Raw genomic sequence first — 19895 nt, 5'->3', positions numbered from 1 at the left:
CCTTAGCAGCGCTTAAGCGCAAACCTCGTGGGAGGCCCAGGCCACGGTCACCGACTGCGACAAATGACAATGAGACACTGGATCACCTCCTTTCAGTTGTTGAACACCGACTCGAATATGGGGTCAGTTCCCAGGAATGGCAATTCCCCCAGCACACGGGCGTTTAGCGCCATCTTTTTCCTGTTCCCTCACACAGGGCCTCGCGGCGGCGTAGCTCAGTCACGGGCTTGGTCAGTCCATCCAGGGCCTGGCCCATGGCCAGGTATCCGGCGCTCACCGCCGGGTCGTAGGCTTCCCAGTTGCGAATTTCGACGCCGGTCATGTCCGGGGTCACCAGCAAATCCACACTCTCGCGCGCGGCGCGCAGGTCGCGGCCTGTGGGCACCGTGGCGGCGCGCATCAGTAGCGAGACGATGGGCGGACCCTGTCGCCAGGCGCCCGAGGCGATCCAGCGCAACACCGATTCTGGACGGGCGACGTCCCGGGCGGTGATGCTGCGCCCCCGGGTGACATCGACCCCGACCACAGGCCCCAGGTGCAGTGCGCTCATCACGTCGGCAGGGAAATTGTTCAGCACCGCCCCGTCCACCAGCACCTCATCGCCCTGAGTGGCGGGGGGCATGACCCCAGGCAGGGCGATGCTGGCGCGAAGGGCGTCCACCAGTCGGCCGCTACGGTGGATCTGATAGGCCCCGGTGGTCAGGTTCGATGAGACTGCGAAGAAGGGCAGCCAAAGGTCAGAAATGCTCGTATCGCCGAAGTGCTCATGCAGCCTGGCGCGCACCTTCTCGCCCCGGGTCATGGCCACCAGGGGAAAGGCGATATCATCCAGCGGGCTGGAGGTGACAAAGGCGTCGCGAATGCGCCGGTCAGCCTCCTCATCGGACCAGCCCATGCCCAGGCCTGCCGCGACGATGGCCCCCATGGAGGAGCCGCCGATGAAGTCGATCGGCACGCCGCGCTCCCGCAGGACCCGGATCGCGCCCACATGGGCATAGGCCCGGGCGCCGCCGCCCGACAGCACCAGCCCCACCGACTGGCCGGTCAGCACCCTGGCCAGGCGGGCCGCGTCGTCCTCGTCGTCCCGGCGCATGTGAAACAGTCGGGCCGGCTGGGCGGCCTTGACCCAGGCCTCCGACGTGCGCGGCGCGGGGCTTTCCCGAGGGTGCAGCAGGATCAGGTCGACCAGCTGATGGGCCTGCAGGGGCTGGGCTGGATGCAGGATGATGTTTGAGGGCGGCTGGGCCGAGGCCTTGCCGATCCGAAACAGTCGGTCCACCTGCCGGGCCACGACCGCCCGCCATCCCAGGTCCTGGCCCTCGGCGGCGTAGAGCACGAAGTCGTGGGTGCGCTCGACCTCGGAATACCATTCTGTCGGCGCCATGGCCGCCTCGACGCCCACGACGGTGACGCTATAGCCCTGGCGCATGATGTGGCGGGCGATCCGGTCCACCAGCGGACGCACCGCGACCGGTTGGCCGACGGTGACAAAGCCATAGACCGAAGGCTCGGCGCCCGTGGTGCGATGGGTTTGGCGGCGGCTGCGCCGGACAATCAGCTGGGCCAGTTCCAGCATCACGCCGGGGTCGTCCTCGGCGGCCTCCAGGAACAGGTCCCGGGGCAGGGCGAAGACTTCAGAATCCCGCAGGGCGACCACCCGCGCGGTGTGCGGAGTCCCTGACAGCAGGGACATCTCACCGGCCGGTTCGCCCGGGCGGATCACGCCGAGAAATTCCGGCTCCTGGCCCTCGTCCCGGCGGAAGGCGCCCAGGCGCCCGGCGCGGAGAAAATAGAGATGGTCGGCGGCTTCGCCCGGCTCAAACAGCACCCCGCCGCCGGGAAGCGAGAACCATGTGGCATCGCCTTCCACCTGTTCATTGAAGAACAGCTGGGCCAGGGCGGTGTCGCTGGGAAGGTCCGGCAGTCGTGCCACATCGGGGAGCCTAGCGCGCAACCGCGTGCGCGGCTATGCCATGCATATGACGAGGCTAACTTCCTCCATCGACCCGGCTTCCGAGGCATTTAAGACCCAGGCGCAGCTGAATCGCGGCCTGGTTGACCAACTTCGGGCTCAAACGGCGCAAGCCGCCTTGGGTGGGCCTGAGGCGTCGCGCATGCGCCACGAATCGCGAGGCAAGCTTCTGCCAAGGGATCGGGTGATGCGCCTGCTCGATCCCGGCGCGCCCTTTCTGGAGATCGGCGCCCTGGCCGCCCACGGTCTCTATGATGGTGAGGCGCCCGGCGCAGGCCTGATCGCCGGAGTCGGCAAGGTGTCCGGCCGCGAGGTGATGATCCTTGCCAATGACGCCACGGTGAAGGGCGGCGCCTATTTTCCGATGACCGTGAAGAAGCATCTGCGGGCCCAGGAGATCGCCCTGCAGAACCGGCTTCCCTGCGTCTATCTGGTGGATTCCGGCGGCGCCAACCTGCCGCACCAGGCCGAGGTGTTTCCCGACCGGGATCATTTCGGGCGCATCTTCTTCAACCAGGCTCAGATGAGCGCGGCGGGCGTCGCCCAGATCGCCTGCGTGATGGGATCTTGCACCGCCGGCGGCGCCTATGTGCCCGCCATGTCCGACGAGACCGTGATCGTCCGCGGGCAGGGGACGATCTTCCTGGGCGGCCCGCCCCTGGTGAAGGCCGCCACCGGCGAGGTGATCAGCGCCGAGGAGCTCGGCGGCGCCGACACTCACGGCCGGCGCTCCGGCGTGGTCGACCATGTGGCCGAGAATGACGAGCACGCCCTGGTGATCGTCCGCTCCATTATCGGCAACCTGAACACCACCAAGAGCCACGGGATGACCCTGGCCGAGCCGCGGCCGCCCGCCTTCGATCCTGAAGAGCTCTACGGGGTCATCCCCGGTGACGTGCGCGCGCCCTATGATGTGCGCGAGGTCATCACCCGCATCGTCGATGGCTCGGACTTCGATGAGTTCAAGGCCCTCTACGGGACCACGCTCGTCTGCGGCTTCGCCCGCATCTGGGGCTATCCTGTCGCCATCCTCGCCAACAACGGCGTGCTGTTTTCCGAGAGCGCGCTGAAGGGGGCCCACTTCATCGAGCTGGCCTGCCAGCGGAAGATCCCCCTGGTCTTCCTGCAGAACATCTCCGGCTTCATGGTCGGCGGCCGCTATGAGGCCGGCGGTATCGCCAAGGACGGCGCCAAACTGGTGACCGCCGTGGCCTGCGCCGAGGTTCCCAAGTTCACCGTCCTGATCGGCGGCTCCTTCGGGGCCGGCAACTATGGCATGTGCGGCCGGGCCTATTCCCCTCGCTTTCTCTGGACCTGGCCAAACAGCCGGATCAGCGTCATGGGGGGCGAGCAGGCCGCCAGCGTTCTGGCCACCATCCGCCGTGACGGCCTCGAGGCCCGCGGCGAAACCTGGTCGACTGAGGACGAGGCCGACTTCAAGGCGCCGGTCCGCAATCGCTATGAGACCGAGGGCGACCCCTATTTCGCCACCGCCCGCCTGTGGGATGATGGGATCATCGATCCCGCCCAGACCCGCGACGTGCTTGGCCTGTCGATTTCTGCGGCGCTCAATGCGCCAGTACCCGAGACGCGCTTTGGCGTCTTCCGCATGTGACGGAGCCTTTTGACCATGAGCCATCCCATCGCTGATCCCCTGGTGGAAGGTCTCGACACCGACGCCACCTCGCCCCTGGTGCGCCTGGAGGCCACCGTCGAGGGCGTCGCCATCGTGACCATCAACCGGCCCGAGCGTCGCAACGCCTTTGATGGCGCCCTGATCGCCGCCCTGTCGGAAACCTTCGAGACCCTGCACGGGGCCGAGCATGTCCGGCTGGTCTTCCTGCGCGGCGCGGGCGGCACATTCAGCGCCGGGGCCGATCTCGACTGGATGCGGGCGGCCGCGGGCCACACCGAGGACGACAACCGCGAAGACGCCATGGCCATGGCCAGGATGCTCAAGCTCCTGTGGGACATCCCGGCCCTGACCGTCGCCCTGGTGCAGGGCGGCGCCTATGGCGGCGGGGCGGGTCTGGCCGCGGCCTGCGACATGGCCATCGCCACGGCGGACGCCCAGTTCAGTTTCGCCGAGGTCAAGCTGGGCCTGGTGGCCGCCACCATCAGCCCCTATGTGGTCGCCGCCGTCGGTCCCCGCACGGCCCGCGGCCTGTTCGCCACGGGGCGCACCTTCGACGCCGCCCATGCTGAAAAGATTGGCCTGATCACTCAGGTGGTCGCCGATGACACGGCCCTGGACGCCGCCATCGCCGACCTCTCCACCGAAATGATGGCCTGCGGCCCCATGGCGGTGATCGAATCCAAGAAGATCGTCGAGCACGTGGCCTATCAGGAGATCGACCACGGCCTGATGGAGGACACCGCCAAGGTCATCGCCCGGGTGCGGGTGAGCGACGAGGGACAGGAAGGCGTGCTGGCCTTCCTCGAGAAGCGTAAGCCCCGCTGGTCCGAATGATCACGACCCTGCTGGTCGCCAATCGCGGCGAGATCGCCAGACGCATCTTTCGCACCGCCCGCCAGATGGGCCTTGCGACCGTCGCGGTCTATTCCGACGCCGACGACGGGGCCCTGCATGTCCTGGAAGCCGACCAGGCCGTGCGCCTGGGCCCGGCGCCGGCGCGGGACAGCTATCTGAAGGTCGAGGCCGTGCTGGAGGCCGCCCGCGCGAGCGGCGCCGACGCGATCCATCCCGGCTACGGCTTTCTCTCGGAAAACGCCGACTTCGCCGAGGCGGTGGTGGCTGCGGGCCTGACCTGGGTCGGCCCGCCGCCTGCGGCCATTCGCGCCATGGGGCTGAAGGACGCGGCCAAGGCCCTGATGACCGCGGCGGGCGTGCCGGTGACCCCGGGCTATCACGGCGAGAACCAGGACCCCGCCCACCTGGCCCGTGAGGCCGCGGCGATCGGCTATCCCGTGCTGATCAAGGCCGTGGCCGGTGGCGGCGGCAAGGGGATGCGCAAGGTCGAGCGCGCGTCGGACTTCGCCGAGGCCCTGGGTTCAGCCAAGCGCGAAGCAGCGGCCGCCTTCGGCGATGACCGGGTGCTGCTGGAGACCTATGTCACCCGGCCCCGCCACATCGAGGTGCAGGTGTTCGGCGACGCCCACGGTCAGGTGGTCCACCTGTTCGAACGCGACTGCTCCCTGCAACGGCGCCACCAGAAGGTGATCGAAGAGGCGCCGGCCCCGGGCATGAGCCCTGAGGTCCGCGAGGCCGTCTGCGCCGCCGCCGTCCGCGCCGCCCAGGCCGTGGACTATGTGGGCGCCGGCACCGTGGAGTTCATCGCCGACGCCAGCGAGGGCCTGCGCGCCGACCGCATCTGGTTCATGGAGATGAACACCCGGCTGCAGGTGGAACACCCTGTCACTGAGGCCGTCACCGGCCAGGACCTGGTGGAATGGCAGCTCCGCGTGGCGGCTGGCGAGCCTCTTCCCTTGCGCCAGGACCAGATCACCCTGAGCGGCTGGGCCATGGAGGCCAGGCTCTATGCCGAGAACCCCGCTGCGGGCTTCCTGCCGTCGATCGGCGATCTGGAGCATTTCGTGCTGCCAGACACCGTCCGGGTGGACACCGGCGTCGAGGCCGGCGGCACGGTCAGCCCGCATTATGATCCGATGATCGCCAAGCTGATCGCCCATGGCCCGACCCGCGAGGCCGCCGCGCGGCGTCTGGGAAAGGCCTGTGGCGAGGTTCAGGTCTGGCCGGTTCGGACCAATGCCGGCTTCCTCGCCCGCTGCCTCGGTGAGCCTGACTTTCTGCGCGGCGAGGTGGACACCGGCTTTATCCCCGCCCGCCAGGAGGCCTTGGCCCAGGCGCCCGACCCCAGCCCCGCCGTCCTGTCAGCGGCCGCCCAGGGCCTGTTGTCTCAGGCCCAAGCCTCGTCGGTCGAACCCGGCGGCCCCTGGAAGGCGCTGACGGGCTTTCGCCTGAACGCTGCGCCTGCGGCGACCCTGCGGCTCTACCGCGACGGCGCGCCCATTGCGGCGCCCCTGGCGGCGGGGCCTCTGTCCGCTGACGTCCTGCTGGACGCCTCTGGCGCCATCATCGTGTTCGAGGCCGGCGAGGCCTACGCCTTCTCGGGCGTAGCGCCCGCCGCCGTGGCGGGCGAGGGGCCCGCGGGCGACGGCGTCGTCATCGCCCCCATGCCGGGCAAGGTGGTGGCCGTGGCGGTGGCCCAGGGGGACGCGGTGGTTCGTGGCCAGACCCTGGTCACCCTGGAAGCCATGAAGATGGAGCACGCCCTGACCGCGGCCTTTGACGGCGTGGTCGAGGCGCTCTCGGTCTCCGCCGGCGATCAGGTCAGCGAGGGCGTGGTGCTGGCGCGGCTGACCCCGTCGGCCTAGACACCGGCCATGACCGTGCATCTGATCAAGCTCGTCGTCGGCTGCGACACCGTGGAGGATCTGCTGGACTGGCGCGCCTCCCAGGGGACCGCCGGCCAGCCCTGGATCCTGCGCACCCGCCAGACGCCAAAGCGGGCGGCTGAGCTCACCGATGGCGGCTCCCTCTACCGGGTCTACAAGGGCGCGATCCTGACCCGGCAGCTGATCCTGGATGTGACCACGGTGGGCGAGGGGCAGGACGCCCGCTGCGAGATGGTGCTGGACGAGACCCTGGTGCGGGTCGCGCCGACCCCGCGTCGGCCTTTCCAGGGCTGGCGCTATCTCGACATCAAGGACGCCCCACCGGACCTGGGCGGCGACAGCGGCCAGGAGACGCCGCCGGAACTGGCCCGCCAACTCCGCGAGGCTGGCCTCTGGTAGGGGCTCAGACGGCCCTATTGTCGATCAGCCGTGTCTGGCCCAGGTGGGCGGCGGCGAAGATGCGCACCACCCCCTCATAGGGCGGCGGACCGGCGGGGCTGAGGTCTCCGACCTGGCGGACCTCGAAATAGTCCACCCGTTGAAAGCCGTGCCGCTCCAGCGCCGCGCGCCCGGTGGCCTCGACCTTTTCCACCGAATCACCGGCCTTCAGCCGGGTCGCGGCGTCGGCCAGCACCGTGTTCATCATCCCGGCGACGGCGCGCTCCTCGGCGCTGAGATAGGCGTTGCGTGAGGACAGGGCCAGGCCATCTGCATCGCGGGCGATGGGCGCGCCGACGATCTCCACCGGCAGGTCGAGGTCGATCGCCAGCCTGCGGATCAGCTGCAGCTGCTGGAAGTCCTTCTCGCCAAACACAGCCACATCGGGCTGGGCCTGGTTGAGCAGCTTGGCCACTACGGTCGCCACCCCGTCGAAATGGCCGGGCCGGGCGGCCCCGTCCAGGGGCTCGCTGACCCCGGAGACACTGACCTTGGTGGCGTAGCCTTGCGGATAGATCTGGCTGACGTCCGGCGCGTAGAGCAGGTCGCAGCCGGCGCTGGCCAGCAGGGCTGAGTCACCCGACTCATTGCGGGGGTAGCGGTCGAAATCCTCATGGGGCCCGAACTGGGCCGGGTTGACGAAGATGCTCGCCACCACCCGCTGCGCCCGGGTCCGGGCCAGCCGCACCAGCGACAAGTGCCCCTCGTGCAGGGCGCCCATGGTGGGCGTCATGGCGACGGTGAGCCCTGCGGCGCGCCAGGCGCGAACCTGGGTCCGCAGATCGGCGACCGTACGGACGATGGGCAGGATATCGGCGGACATGGGGCCTCATCAGACTTCGAAAAGCAGCCCGCGGCTTATGGCCGACGCCTGGGGGGTGCGTCCATCCGTCCACAGGGCCAGGGGTCTGCCAAGTTGACGTGGCGGTCGGCATAAGCGTCTCGTTAACCTATAGGCCCGCCTGGCCGAATCGATGGAGCAGGACTGATGTCCCAACCCCGTGTGATCGTCGTCGGTAATGAGAAGGGTGGTGCTGGCAAATCCACCATCGCCCTGCATCTTGCCGTGGCCCTGATGTATGGCGGCGCCAAGGTGGCCGTCCTCGACCTGGATCTTCGCCAGCAGTCCCTGGGCCACTTCTTCGCCAGCCGAAGCGCCTGGCTGGCAGCCAATGAGGCTGAGGCGCCCATGCCTCTCGAATTCCCCTTGAGCCCCGATCTTGCGGTGGCCCCAGACGGGGAAGCCCTGGCCGCCTTCCATCAGGCCTTCGAGGCCGCCAATGAGGCGGCGGACTTCGTGCTGATCGACACTCCAGGCGGCGACACCGCCATCTCGCGGGCCGCCCACGGTCTGGCCGACCTCATCGTCACCCCGATGAATGACAGCTTCGTCGACTTCGACATGCTGGGCGTGGTCGATCCCGTCTCCCTCGATCTCAAGCGCCCGGGGCTCTACTCCGTCACCGTCTGGGACAGCCGCAAGGCCCGCGCCGTGGCCGACGGCCGCTCCATCGACTGGGTGGTGCTGCGTAATCGCCTGGCGCCGACCGAGGCCCGCAACCGCCGCCGCCTGGACGAACGGGTCAAGGCTCTGTCGCGCCGGGTCGGCTTCCGCGTCGGGCCGGGTCTGCGTGACCGGGTCATTTATCGCGAGCTCTATCCCTTCGGCCTGACCATCGCCGATCTGTCCCCAGCTATCCGTCCGGTGGCGATCTCGCTGCAGCACGTGGCCGCCCGGCAGGAGCTTCGCGCCCTGATCGGCGCGCTCGGCCTGGGCGAGGTGACCGGTCAGACCCTGATGGCGGCCGAATAGGCCCATGCTCTATCTGGCGCTAGGGTGCGCGGCCCTGGCCTTGTTCGTCTGGATGGGCCGCAAAGGCCGGCCAATGTTCCAACGTCGCGAGTGGCGGGTTCTGTCAGGACTGGCCAGCGTGGCGGCGTTTGCGGCCGCGGCCTTCCTGGCCGTGCGCGGCGGCTGGGCGTTCGCGCCGGTCCTGGTGGTGATGGGACTATGGCTGGCCATGAGCGCGCGCAGCGCAGGCGCAGGGCCAGGGCTCGGCGCAGACCGAAAGCCGCCGCGAGGGGGCAGGTCCGGCATGAGCGAGCGTGAGGCCCGTGACATTCTGGGGGTCGGCGCCGCGGCGGGGCCCGAGGAAATCCAGGCGGCCTATACGCGCCTGATGCGTCGCACTCACCCTGACGCCGGCGGCTCAGCTGGCCTGGCGGCCCAGATCAACGCGGCCCGCGACCGCCTGCTGCGGCCATAGCCCGCTTCGGTGGGTGAGCCGCCTCAGGCCGGTCCGATGACCATGCAGGCCTGGTTCTTGGCTTTCAGGGTCTCGCAGGCGGCCTTGGCCCGGGCCTCGGTCAGGCCGGAAAACCGCGCGCGATAGAAACCCGCCGTCGCGTCGGTGACCAGGGTCCCGGCGCCAGAAAAAGCCTCGGAGAACCGCCGCCGGCTCAGCTTCAGCTGCTCCTCGGCCAGAGACTTGGACTTGAACGCGCCGACCTGCACCTGCCACTTGCCGGCCGGCGGGGCCTGGGCGGCCGCGCGGCTGGGGGCGGGCGGGGGCGGGGCGGTGGCCAGCACGATCTTCAGGCCGTCCTGTTCGCCATCACCCTGTTCGCGGGAGGGGCGCATGATCGGGCCGGTGGGCTCGGGTTCGAACAGGTTCTGGGCCACGGTGATCCGCTCCCCCCGGGACCGGCGGTCAGCCACATCGAACCCGGTGAGCAGCAGGTCCTGGGCGTGATTGTCTCGGGCCGCCGTCGAGGCGCCGCCGAGGACCACCACGATCAGGCGCCGGTTATTCTTCACCCCGGAGATGGCGATATTGTAGCCCGAGGCGTTGGTGTAGCCCGTCTTCAGGCCGTCCACCCCGAGCTCGCGGCGCAGCAGGCTGTTGTGCCCGCGAATGAGGGTGCCCCGGAAGGTGAACTGCGACGTGCTGAACAGGGTGTAGTACTGCGGGAAGTCCCGCATGATCGCCCGCGATAGCACCGCCAGATCCCGGGCGCTGGACAGTTGCCGGCTGTCGGGCAGGCCCGAGGCGTTGACGAACGTGGTGGAGTCCATGCCGAGCTCACGGGCCCGCAAGGTCATCAGGGCGGCGAAGCGCGCCTCGCTGCCACCGAGCTTCTCAGCCACGGCCACCGCCACGTCATTGGCCGAGCGGATGGCCAGGGCATGCATCGCATCTTCCACCGTGATCGAATCGCCAGCCTTGACGAACAGCTTGGTTGGCGGCGCGGCGGCGGCCCGCGGCGAGAAGACCACGCGGTCTTCCAGGGTCATTTCGCCGGCGGCCAGCTGCTCGAACATCAGATAGAGGGTCATCACCTTGGTGATGGAGGCCGGGTAGCGGGCGCTGTCGGCGCGCTTGCCATAGAGGACCTCGCCGGTTTCGGCGTCCACCACGATGGAGGCGTACTTGGGCTGCTGCGCCGGCAATTGCAGATAGGGGATCTGGGCCTGGGCGGCCGGGGCTGAGAAGCCGACAAGGGTCGCCGCGGCGATGAGGCCGGCGAGAATCTGGCGGCGGGCGTGTTTAAGCATCGCGTCGTCCGTCACGTTTTGGGTTTCTGGCGAGCCCCCCGAGGTGCGCGCCAAGGATCAAAGGCTAACATGGCACGTCCCGCCTTGCGCGAGGGTAAACACCTGTTGAGCATCCCAAAAAGTCGCAGAGCCCGCGTATCAGGCGAGCGCCATGTCATTGTGCGGTGCACAAAAACTTGGTTGACTGCTGCGGTGCAGCATGAGATGTTGCGGTTGCGTAGAGCTTAGTATCGATCGAGCGTTCGCGTGGCCGCCGCCGCGCACCCTGACATCCCCCGCGCGGCCGCTGCCGCGCATCTGACTTCTGAAGGAGTTCAGCCATGGCCGCCGCCGACAACGCCAAGACCGCCAAGACCGCCGCCGAACAATTCTCCCTCGCGGGCAACCACGCCTTCAAGGACGCCATGGAGAAGTCCATGACCGCCCTCGCCGAGACTAACACCTATTCCAAGCAGAACCTGGAGGCCATCGTCGCCTCCGCCACGGCCGCCGCCAAGGGCGCCGAGGCCGTCGGCGCTGAGGCCCTGGCCTTCGCCAAGAAGAACGTCGAAGAGCAGATGGCCGCCGCCAAGACCCTGGCCTCGGCCAAGAGCCTGCAGGAAGCCATGGAGCTCCAGTCCGCCTTCACCAAGAAGGCGATGGAGTCCTACATGTCGGAAATGACCCGCATGTCGGAGCTCTTCACCGCCTCGATGAAGGACTCCATGAAGCCGATCAACGAGCGCGTCACCGCGACCGTCGAGCGTCTGCAAGCCGCCCGCTAAGGCGTGCTGGCGCCTCCGGGCGCCGCCTGAACTTCCAAGAGCCCGGTCCGGCGACGGACCGGGCTTTTCTCATGGCGATGCGGGCGCTACAGACTAGGGCATGTCCACCGTCGAAGAACGTCTGGCCGCGCTTGGCGTCCGCCTGCCCGAGCCCTCCGCCCCCGTCGCCAACTATGTGCCCTTTGTCCGGGCTGGCCGGTTCCTGCACATTTCCGGACAGGTGTCCCGCGACGCCCAGGGCGGCGTCACCGGCGTCGTCGGCGAGGATGTCGATCTGGACTCCGCGCGGTACGCCGCCCGCCTGTGCGCCATCAACCTGATCGCGCAGATGAAGGCGGCCTGCGGCGGCGATCTCGGCCGCGTGGTCCGGGTGGTCAAGCTCGGCGGCTTTGTCCAGGCGGGCCCCGACTTCTTCGATATTCCCCAGGTGGTGAACGGCGCTTCGGACCTGATGGTCGACGCCTTTGGCGACATCGGCCGTCACGCTCGCTCAGCCGTCGGCGTCTACCGCCTGCCGATGAACTTCGCCGTTGAGGTCGACGCCGTGGTGGAGCTGTCGTGAGGGACCGCTTCGGCGAGGCCTGGGACCTTCTGTTCCACCCGCCGGTGGCCCACCGGGGCCTGTGGACGCCGGACGGCGCCCCGGAAAATTCCCTGGGCGCGTTTCAGGCCGCCTGCGCGGCCGGCTACGGGATCGAGCTCGATGTCCACCTGTCGGCGGACGGGGAGGCGATGGTCTTCCACGACAACACCCTGACCCGGATGACCGGCGCCGAGGGGCGGTTGCGGGACCACACGGCCGCCGAGCTGGGGCAGATGTCCCTCAAGGGCACGGACGAGACCATCCCCACCCTGCTGGAGACCCTGGCCCTGATCGGCCACCGGGCCATGGTGCATATCGAGCTCAAGACTCCCTGGGGCGAGGTTGGCCCGCTGGAGCGCCGGGTCCACGAGATCATCATCGACCACGCCGGCCCGCTTTGCGTCATCGGCTTCAATCCCTATTCCCACGCCTGGTTCGCCGACCACTATCCGGGCGTCCTGCGGGGCCTGGATTCCTTCAGCTACAAGGACGTGAAGCATCTGAGCGAGGACCAGCGCCAGGCCTATGCCCGCCTCGAGCAGGTGGAAATCGCCCGCCCGCATTTCCTGGCCCTCGGCCTCGACATGCTGCCCAACGCCCGGGCCGACGCCTACCGGGCGCAGGGCATGCCGGTCGTGGCCTGGACCGTCCGCCAGCCCGAGCAGTGGGCGGCGGTGAAGGACCACTGTGACAACCTGATCTTCGAGGGCTTCCACCCGTGAGCCTGAAGCCGGCGGTCCGCGTGAACCGTCGCATCGCAGATATTGGCCGGGCGGCCTGGGAGGCTTGCGCCGGGGCCAGCGGCAATCCCTTCGTCGCCTACGACTTCCTCGACGTGCTCGAACAGGCTGGTTGCGCCGTCGAACGCACGGGATGGGGGCCCCAGCACCTGGCCATTGAGGACGAGGCCGGCGAGGTGGCGGCGGTCATGCCCCTCTATCTGAAATCCCACAGCCAGGGCGAATACATCTTCGACCACAGCTGGGCCGACGCCTATGAGCGGGCCGGGGGCCGCTACTATCCCAAACTCCTGTCGGCCGCTCCCTTCACCCCGGCCACGGGACCCCGCCTGCTGGTGCGCCCCGACATTTCAGCCGAGGCGGGCTACGAGATGCTGCTCGGGGGCGCCCTGACCCTTTGCCAGCAGATGGGGGTCTCTTCGGTCCACATCAATTTTCCCACAGCATCTGAGTGGGACTGGCTGGGCGCCCAGGGCCTCGCCCAGCGGCAGGGCCAGCAGTACCACTGGTTCAACAGGGGCTACGGGAGCTTCGACGACTTTCTGGCCGACCTGTCCTCTGGCCGGCGCAAGACCATCCGCCGGGAGCGTCGCGACGCCCAGGCGGGGCTGGAGATCGTATGCCTCACAGGGGCCGAGCTGACCGAAGACGCCTGGGACGCCTTCTTCGGCTTCTACATGGACACCGGCTCGCGCAAGTGGGGCCAGCCCTATCTGAACCGCCTGTTCTTCTCCCTGCTCGGGGAGCGGATGGCTGACAGGGTCCTGCTGATCATGGCCAGACGTGACGGCCGCTGGATCGCCGGCGCCCTCAATCTGATCGGCGCCGACGCCCTCTATGGCCGCAACTGGGGCTGCGTCGAGGACGTCCCGTTCCTGCATTTCGAGCTCTGCTACTATCAGGCCATCGAATGGGCCATCACCCGGGGGCTGGCGCGGGTGGAGGCCGGCGCCCAGGGCCAGCACAAGATCGCTCGCGGCTATCTGCCGACGCCGGTCTATTCGGCCCACTACATCGCCGATCGGGTCCTGCGCGGCCCCGTCGAGGACTTCGTGGCCCGGGAGAAGGCCGCCCTCGACGGCGAGATGGAATGGCTCTCTGAGGAATACTCCCCCTTCCGCCAGGGCTGAGGCCGTCGCCGGCCCGCCGGCGATTTGCTAAGCACGGGGATCAACGCCAGAGGAGCGCGCGCCATGAGCCTGGACGGGACCTACGACCCCAACAATATCTTCGCCAAGATCCTGCGCGGCGAGGCGCCCTGCGCCCGGGTGTTCGAGGACGACCACGTCCTGGCCTTCATGGACGTCTTTCCGCAGGTGAAGGGCCACACCCTGGTGATTCCCAAGCACTCCACCGCCCTGAACCTGCTTGAGGAAGACCCCGCCGTCCTCGCCCCGCTCATTCTTGGCGTCCAGCGGGTGGCCCGGGCGGTGCGCGCGGCCCTTGAGCCAGATGGGATCGTCATAAGCCAGTTCAACGGGACGGCGGCCGGCCAGACCGTCTTCCATCCGCATTTCCACATCCTGCCCCGGTGGGACGGGGTCGCGGTGGGCCGCCACGCTTCGGGCGGCATGGCCGACCCCGCGGAGCTCAAGGCCCTGGCCGAGCAGATCGCCGCCAACATCGCCTGATCCAGGCGTCCTTCGCGCCCACGAAAAAGCCCCGGCCGATTGGCCGGGGCTTTGACGTTTCAACAGGCCGTCCGCCTTAGTCGGCCAGTTCGGCCGCTGCGTCCTTGGACGGGTTCTCGATCGTCGGCGCCCCGGGCTCGCGGGCGTCGCCCTCGATTTCGAAGTCCAGCTTGCCGTCCTTGAGCACCACGCGGACGTGGCCGCCCTTGACCAGCCGGCCAAACAGGATCTCGTCGGCCAGTGGCTTCTTGATGTGCTCCTGGATGACCCGGGCCAGCGGCCGGGCGCCATAGAGCTCGTCGAAGCCGTTGTCGGCCAGCCAGCCGGCCGCCTCGTCGCTGGTCTCGATCGTCACATGGCGGTCGGCCAGCTGGGCCTCGAGCTGCATGACGAACTTCTGGACCACCTGACGGATGATCGAGGAGTCCAGCGGACGGAAGGCCACGACCGCGTCGAGGCGGTTGCGGAATTCCGGGGTGAAGACCCGCTTGATCGCCTCTTCGGCCTCGTGGTCAGCCTTGCCCCGGCCAAAGCCGATGGTGTTGCGCTGCGCATCGGCCGCCCCCGCATTGGTGGTCATGATGAGCACCACGTTGCGGAAGTCGATCTTCTTGCCGTTGGAGTCGGTCAGCACCCCGTGGTCCATGACCTGGAGCAGGATGTTGTAGACGTCCGGGTGGGCCTTCTCGATCTCGTCCAGCAGCACCACGGCGTGGGGATGCTGGTCGACGGAGTCGGTCAGCAGGCCCCCCTGGTCGAAGCCCACATAGCCGGGAGGCGCCCCGATCAGGCGGCTGACCGTGTGCCGCTCCATATACTCCGACATGTCGAAGCGCAGGAGTTCGATGCCCAGGGTCGAGGCCAGTTGCCGCGCGGTCTCGGTCTTGCCGGTGCCGGTCGGCCCTGAGAACAGGTAGCAGCCGATCGGCTTGTTGGGATCGCGCAGGCCGGCGCGGGCCATCTTCATGGCCGCCGACAGCTGATCGATCGCCTCGTCCTGGCCGTAGACCGCCCGCTTCAGGTCGGTCTCCAGCTGCTTCAGCGCCTCGGTGTCGGTCTTGGAGACCGACTTGGGCGGGATGCGGGCGATCTTGGCCACCACGGCCTCGATCTCCTTGACGCCGATGGTCTTCTTCCGGCGGCTCTCGGGCAGCAGCATCTGGCTCGCGCCGGCCTCGTCGATCAGGTCGATCGCCTTGTCCGGCAGCTTGCGGTCGTTGATGTACTTGGCCGACAGCTCGACGGCGGCCTTGAGCGCGTCGTTGGTGTAGCGGAGCTTGTGGAACTCCTCGTAGTAGGTCTTCAGGCCCTTGAGGATCTTGATCGTGTCCTCGAGCGTCGGCTCATTCACGTCGATCTTCTGGAAGCGCCGGACGAGCGCCCGGTCCTTCTCGAAGTGCTGACGGAACTCCTTGTAGGTCGTCGAGCCCATGCAGCGCAGGGCGCCGGAAGCCAGGGCCGGCTTCAGCAGGTTGGAGGCGTCCATGGCCCCGCCGCTGGTGGCGCCGGCGCCGATCACCGTGTGGATCTCGTCGATGAACAGGATGGCGTCGGGGTGATTCTCCAACTCCTTGACCACCTGCTTGACCCGCTCTTCGAAGTCCCCGCGATAGCGGGTGCCGGCCAGCAGCGCCCCCATGTCGAGGGAGAAGATGGTCGCCCCGGCCAGGACCTCAGGGACCTGGTTGTTGACGATCTTGCGGGCCAGGCCCTCAGCGATGGCGGTCTTGCCCACGCCGGGGTCGCCCACCAGCAGGGGGTTGTTCTTGGTCCGCCGGCACAGGATCTGGATGCAGCGCTCAACCTCGGCGGCCCGGCCGATCAGGGGATCGACCTTGCCCTCCTTGGCCTTCTCGTTGAGGTCGACGCAATAGGCCTCAAGGGCCTCGCCGCCGGTCTTCACCGAGGGCTTCTCCTCGTCGTCGGCGCCCTTGACGGGCTTGCTCTCAACGCTGGCGCCGGCCTTCTTGGCGATGCCGTGGGCGATGTAGTTCACCGCGTCGTACCGCGTCATGTCCTGCTCCTGCAGGAAGTAGGCGGCATGGCTTTCCCGTTCGGAGAAGATGGCCACCAGCACATTGGCGCCGGTGACGTCCTCCCGCCCGGACGACTGGACGTGGATGACCGCGCGCTGGATCACGCGCTGGAAGCCCGCCGTCGGCTTGGCGTCCTCCCCGTCATCGACCACCAGCGAGCGGAGCTCATTGTCCACATAGCCGGTGAGGGTGCCCCGAAGGGCGCCCAGGTCGACTTCGCAGGCGCGCATGACGGCTGCGGCTTCCTCATCGTCGATCAGCGCGAGGAGCAGGTGTTCCAGGGTCGCATACTCGTGCTTTCGCTCATTGGCGTAAGCGACCGCGCGATGCAGTGATTCTTCTAGGGGGCGCGAAAACGAGGGCAATCTGAGCCTCTCAATCCTTTTCCATGGTGCATTGAAGCGGGTGTTGATGCCGCCTGGCGGTATCTACGACCTGCGCGACTTTGGTCTCGGCCACCTCGAAGGTGAAGACACCGCAAACGCCCACGCCATACTGATGTACGTGCAACATGATCCTTGTCGCATCTTCGCGCGACTTGTTGAAAAACTGCTCCAGGACATAAACGACGAACTCCATCGGCGTGTAGTCGTCGTTCAGCAGCAGGACTCGGTACATGGACGGCTTTTGCGTCTTCGGCTTGGTCTGAGTGATGACCGCCGATTTGACGCCCGTCGACACATCACCTTGCTTGCGCTCGGCCATCGAAAACGTCTCCTGGCGGGAGTCTGGTTCCCGCCGCTAAGTGATTAGATATGGAAAAGGGACGCGTTTGAAAGGGTTGAAATCGTCGAACCCCGACCCCAAGCACCCGACGCCCATCTTTTTATCGTTCCGCCTGTAGGCTTTTTCGCCCCGCCTTACTCGTGATCGCGGGGTTTTAGGCGCAGGGCGCGACCGCGGGTCAGCGCCTGCGGCCCAAACCGCGCCCTTATGGCGTCGGCGGTGCGCTCCTCGGTAAGAACCCTCTGCTCGTCGTCGCCGAACAGCCCGCCGCCGGCCTGTGAGGCGGGGGAAAGCTCGCTCAGGCCCACCCCGATCAGGCGGAAGGTGCGACCATCGGCCTCGCGACGCAACAGTTCCCGGGCCGCGGCGAACAGGGTTCGGGCGGTCTGGGTCGGCTCGCCCAGCGCCCGCCGGCGGGTCAGCAGCCGAAAGTCCGGGGTCTTGAGCTTCAGGGTCACCACCCGGCCGGTGACGCCGGCGGCCCGGGCCTGGATCGCCACCCGCTCGCAAAGCGGCGACAGCCGGTCCTCCAGCGCGTCATAGGCGGCCAGATCGCTGTTGAAGGTCGTCTCGGCGCTGATTCCCTTGCGAACCTGATCGGGGTCCACCGGCCGGTTGTCACGGCCATGGGCCAGATCATGGAGTCGCAGGCCGTGGGCCCCGAAGCGCCGGGCCAGGTCCTTTTGATCGCACCGCGCCAGATCGCCGATGGTCTTGAGGCCGGCGGCCTCCAGGGACTTGACCATGGCTGGCCCCACCCCGGGCAACAGACCTACCGGCCGCGGGGCCAGGAAGGTCTGCGCCTCAGCCGCGCCAATCACTGAAAAGCCCCTCGGCTTGTCGAGATCGGAGGCGATCTTGGCCAGGAACTTGTTGGGGGCCAGGCCGATGGAGACGGTCAGGCCGGTTTGCGATTCGATCCTGGCCTGCGCCCTGGCCAGGGTCACCGCCGGGGGGGCGCCATGCAGGCGTTCAGTGCCCGACAGGTCCATCCAGGCCTCATCCAGCGACAGGGGCTGCACCAGGGGCGTCAGCTGCGCCAGCAGGCCCATGATGGTCTTGCTCTCGGCCTTGTACTTGGCGAAGTCCGGCTTGATCACCACAGCCTGGGGACAGGCGGCCAGGGCCTTGAACATCGGCATGGCCGAGCGCACCCCATAGACCCTGGCCATGTAGCAGCAGGTGGTCACCACCCCGCGGACCCCGCCGCCGACGATCACCGGCCGGTCGCGCAGCTCAGGCCGGTCACGCTTCTCCACCGAGGCATAAAAGGCGTCGCAGTCCAGATGGGCCATGGACAGCTGGAAGAGCTCCTCATGCGCCACCAGCCGCGGCGAGCCGCAGGACGGGCAGCGCCGGGCGACGGGCGCAGCGCCTGTCCACAGGCAGTCGCGGCACAGGGCGCTCATGGGCCGCCCAGGGGCCACAGCCAGGCTGCGCCCCTGACTCCGGATGAATCCCCGTGAACCGCTGGTCGGACTGGCGTGTCGAAACCGTCGGCGAAGACGTGCGGCGCGATGGCGGTTGGCAGCCGTTCATAGAGCTCAGCCACATTGGACATCCCCCCGCCCAGGACGATGACGTCGGGATCGATCAGGTCCGCCACCACGGCCAGGGCGCGTCCGAGACGATCGATGTACCGATGCAGGCTCGCCTGGGCCTCGGGCGCCCCTTCCCGGGCCAGGGCGATGATGTCGGGAGCCGCCAGTCCCGTTCCATGATCTCTGGCCAGGGCTGGACCAGAGATCCAGGTCTCCAGGCAGCCGCGCCGTCCGCACCAGCAGCCAGGGCCCGGATGCTCCTCCACCGTCGGCCAGGGCAGGGGGGTGTGGCCCCATTCGCCCGCCACGCCGTTTCGGCCTTCAATGAGCTTGCCATCCACCACCACGCCGCCGCCGCAACCGGTGCCCAGGATGGCGGCGAACACCACGCCCGCGCCTGCGCCGGCCCCATCGGCGGCCTCCGACAGGGCCAGGCAGTTGGCGTCATTGGCCAGACGCACGGGGCGCAGCAGGCGGGCTTCCAGGTCACAGCCGAATCGCTGACCGTTCAGCCAGACGGAATTGGCGTTGCGGATCAGGCCGGTGGCCGGGGAGATCGAGCCGGGCATGCCCACCCCGATCTGCCGGGCCCGGGCGCCAGCCTCGCGCTCCACAGCCGCCACCAGTTCGGCCACTACCGTCAGGGCCGGTTCGTAGGCGCCCGGATTGGGCGCACGCAGGCGGGCGAGGATGGCGCCGTCCTGGTCCAGGGCGGCGGCTTCGATCTTGGTGCTGCCGAAATCGACCCCGATGCGGATCATGGTCTCGCCCGGTCGGGTCAGGAGATGGAGTCGGCGATGGCGATGCGCAGGGCGTCCCAGTCGTCGATTCGGGTGTGCCGATCAGGCGCCGCCGGCGCCAGCGGGCGCAGGCGCGGGTCGGCCACATGCTGGAAGCGCGCGACCTTCGGCGCGGTCTCAGCCACCGAGTCCAGATTGGGCAGCAGATCGTCGATGAAGGCCGCCGGCCCCCGCACCTGGTCGGCCAGGGCCGCGGCCAGCGGCCCCTTGGGCCCCGTATTGAGCAACAGCGGATAGTCCAGCCCATGGCGGCCCAGCCAGCGGGCCCGGGCCAGGCGTCCCTGTCCGGGCGCATTGGTCAGGATCACCACCCCGGCCTGCTCGGCCAGCCGTCGCAGGGCCTCGGCCGCGCCTTCGGCCACCCGCATCTCGCCTGAGCCATAACGGAAGAAGTCGTCATAGTGTCGGCGGCCTTCCTCGATCGCCAGGTGCGCGTCCTCTCCAGGGCGATAGATGTTCTGGAACAGGGCGAAGCGTTCGACCCGGAACTCCAGGCCGCGGCCTTCCAGGAAGGCGCCGAAGCCCTCCATGAAGTGGCCCAGCACCTCATCCACATCGACGATCACCAGGGGACGGCCGGGGTCCAGCCCCAGGGCCTCCACCTGCCGGGCCCGGGCGGTGTCGCCGCCGGCCGCAGTTTGCCCTGCCGTCCGCGTTGGGGTCACGGTCTCAGCGATGGGCGGGGAAGGGTGCGACGTGTCGACCACTGGCTCTCTCGTGCGGCTAACGCC

At 68.3% G+C, this 19895-nt stretch carries 19 protein-coding genes; 11 read left to right on the top strand and 8 right to left on the bottom strand.

The features are described 5' to 3' along the window. Positions 1–163: 163 nt before the first annotated feature. Positions 164–1933 (bottom strand): patatin-like phospholipase family protein, encoded by a 1770-nt coding sequence (locus Q8K84_RS07660; protein ID WP_305282018.1) that lies wholly within the window; start codon positions 1931–1933, stop codon positions 164–166. Between the two features lie 46 nt (positions 1934–1979). Between Q8K84_RS07660 and Q8K84_RS07655 the strand changes: the two genes are divergently transcribed. Genes Q8K84_RS07655 through Q8K84_RS07640 form a run of 4 tightly spaced genes read left to right on the top strand, consistent with a single transcriptional unit; the run spans position 1980 to position 6748 of the window. Then, positions 1980–3587 carry a carboxyl transferase domain-containing protein gene (locus Q8K84_RS07655; RefSeq protein WP_305282017.1) on the top strand — a complete coding sequence of 536 codons (1608 nt, stop codon included), beginning with the start codon at positions 1980–1982 and terminating at the stop codon, positions 3585–3587. A 15-nt stretch (positions 3588–3602) separates the two neighbouring features. Then, positions 3603–4442 (top strand): enoyl-CoA hydratase-related protein, encoded by an 840-nt coding sequence (locus Q8K84_RS07650; protein ID WP_305282016.1) that lies wholly within the window; start codon positions 3603–3605, stop codon positions 4440–4442. After that, the gene (locus Q8K84_RS07645; protein ID WP_305282015.1) at positions 4439–6328 is read left to right on the top strand and encodes an acetyl/propionyl/methylcrotonyl-CoA carboxylase subunit alpha; all 1890 of its coding nucleotides are present in this window, start codon (positions 4439–4441) and stop codon (positions 6326–6328) included. Before Q8K84_RS07650 ends, Q8K84_RS07645 begins: the two co-directional genes overlap by 4 nt. Positions 6329–6337: 9 nt before the next feature. Next, on the top strand, positions 6338–6748 hold the full coding sequence (locus tag Q8K84_RS07640) for a DUF1489 family protein (RefSeq protein WP_305282014.1): 411 nt from the start codon (positions 6338–6340) through the stop codon (positions 6746–6748). Positions 6749–6752: 4 nt separating this feature from the next. Here the strand turns inward: Q8K84_RS07640 and panC are convergent, their stop codons facing one another. Beyond that, the gene (gene panC, locus Q8K84_RS07635) at positions 6753–7610 is read right to left on the bottom strand and encodes a pantoate--beta-alanine ligase (RefSeq protein WP_305282013.1); all 858 of its coding nucleotides are present in this window, start codon (positions 7608–7610) and stop codon (positions 6753–6755) included. 165 nt (positions 7611–7775) lie between these two features. Here panC and Q8K84_RS07630 point away from each other — a divergent pair, with 165 nt between their 5' ends. Continuing rightward, positions 7776–8600, top strand: coding sequence for a division plane positioning ATPase MipZ (locus Q8K84_RS07630; protein ID WP_305282012.1), 825 nt, complete (start codon positions 7776–7778; stop codon positions 8598–8600). Between the two features lie 73 nt (positions 8601–8673). Beyond that, positions 8674–9054, top strand: coding sequence for a molecular chaperone DnaJ (locus Q8K84_RS07625; RefSeq protein WP_305282011.1), 381 nt, complete (start codon positions 8674–8676; stop codon positions 9052–9054). 23 nt (positions 9055–9077) lie between these two features. Here the strand turns inward: Q8K84_RS07625 and Q8K84_RS07620 are convergent, their stop codons facing one another. Then, positions 9078–10343: a D-alanyl-D-alanine carboxypeptidase gene (locus Q8K84_RS07620; protein ID WP_305282010.1), complete on the bottom strand. Its 1266-nt coding sequence runs from the start codon at positions 10341–10343 to the stop codon at positions 9078–9080. Between the two features lie 320 nt (positions 10344–10663). Here Q8K84_RS07620 and Q8K84_RS07615 point away from each other — a divergent pair, with 320 nt between their 5' ends. The 5 genes from Q8K84_RS07615 to Q8K84_RS07595 all read left to right on the top strand — a co-directional run bounded on the left by Q8K84_RS07615 (position 10664) and on the right by Q8K84_RS07595 (position 14061). Continuing rightward, positions 10664–11107 carry a phasin family protein gene (locus Q8K84_RS07615; RefSeq protein ID WP_305282009.1) on the top strand — a complete coding sequence of 148 codons (444 nt, stop codon included), beginning with the start codon at positions 10664–10666 and terminating at the stop codon, positions 11105–11107. 100 nt (positions 11108–11207) lie between these two features. After that, entirely contained in the window at positions 11208–11669 is a 462-nt protein-coding gene (locus tag Q8K84_RS07610; protein ID WP_305282008.1) for a RidA family protein, read from the top strand. Then, entirely contained in the window at positions 11666–12412 is a 747-nt protein-coding gene (locus Q8K84_RS07605) for a glycerophosphodiester phosphodiesterase (protein ID WP_305282007.1), read from the top strand. The genes Q8K84_RS07610 and Q8K84_RS07605 overlap by 4 nt, the downstream gene beginning before the upstream one ends. After that, positions 12409–13560 (top strand): GNAT family N-acetyltransferase, encoded by a 1152-nt coding sequence (locus Q8K84_RS07600; RefSeq protein ID WP_305282006.1) that lies wholly within the window; start codon positions 12409–12411, stop codon positions 13558–13560. Before Q8K84_RS07605 ends, Q8K84_RS07600 begins: the two co-directional genes overlap by 4 nt. 63 nt (positions 13561–13623) lie before the next feature. Beyond that, positions 13624–14061 carry an HIT family protein gene (locus Q8K84_RS07595; RefSeq protein ID WP_305282005.1) on the top strand — a complete coding sequence of 146 codons (438 nt, stop codon included), beginning with the start codon at positions 13624–13626 and terminating at the stop codon, positions 14059–14061. Between the two features lie 76 nt (positions 14062–14137). On the opposite strand, the gene clpA is transcribed toward Q8K84_RS07595, so the two are convergent. The 5 genes from clpA to Q8K84_RS07570 all read right to left on the bottom strand — a co-directional run bounded on the left by clpA (position 14138) and on the right by Q8K84_RS07570 (position 19871). Continuing rightward, the gene (gene clpA / locus Q8K84_RS07590) at positions 14138–16462 is read right to left on the bottom strand and encodes an ATP-dependent Clp protease ATP-binding subunit ClpA (protein ID WP_305282004.1); all 2325 of its coding nucleotides are present in this window, start codon (positions 16460–16462) and stop codon (positions 14138–14140) included. A 10-nt stretch (positions 16463–16472) separates the two neighbouring features. Next, positions 16473–16802, bottom strand: a complete 330-nt coding sequence (gene clpS, locus Q8K84_RS07585) for an ATP-dependent Clp protease adapter ClpS (protein ID WP_293322967.1) — start codon at positions 16800–16802, stop codon at positions 16473–16475. Positions 16803–16957: 155 nt separating this feature from the next. Further along, positions 16958–18232: a DNA polymerase IV gene (locus tag Q8K84_RS07580; RefSeq protein WP_305282003.1), complete on the bottom strand. Its 1275-nt coding sequence runs from the start codon at positions 18230–18232 to the stop codon at positions 16958–16960. Then, positions 18229–19125, bottom strand: a complete 897-nt coding sequence (locus Q8K84_RS07575) for an ROK family protein (RefSeq protein ID WP_305282002.1) — start codon at positions 19123–19125, stop codon at positions 18229–18231. Before Q8K84_RS07575 ends, Q8K84_RS07580 begins: the two co-directional genes overlap by 4 nt. 17 nt (positions 19126–19142) lie before the next feature. Next, positions 19143–19871, bottom strand: coding sequence for a hypothetical protein (locus tag Q8K84_RS07570; protein WP_370867852.1), 729 nt, complete (start codon positions 19869–19871; stop codon positions 19143–19145). Between the last annotated feature and the right edge of the window lie 24 nt (positions 19872–19895).

Source organism: Phenylobacterium sp. (assembly GCF_030679875.1).
Lineage (GTDB): Bacteria > Pseudomonadota > Alphaproteobacteria > Caulobacterales > Caulobacteraceae > Phenylobacterium.
The sequence above is the reverse complement of the archived record's forward strand: the minus strand, read 5'-3'. Positions and strand labels throughout refer to the sequence as shown.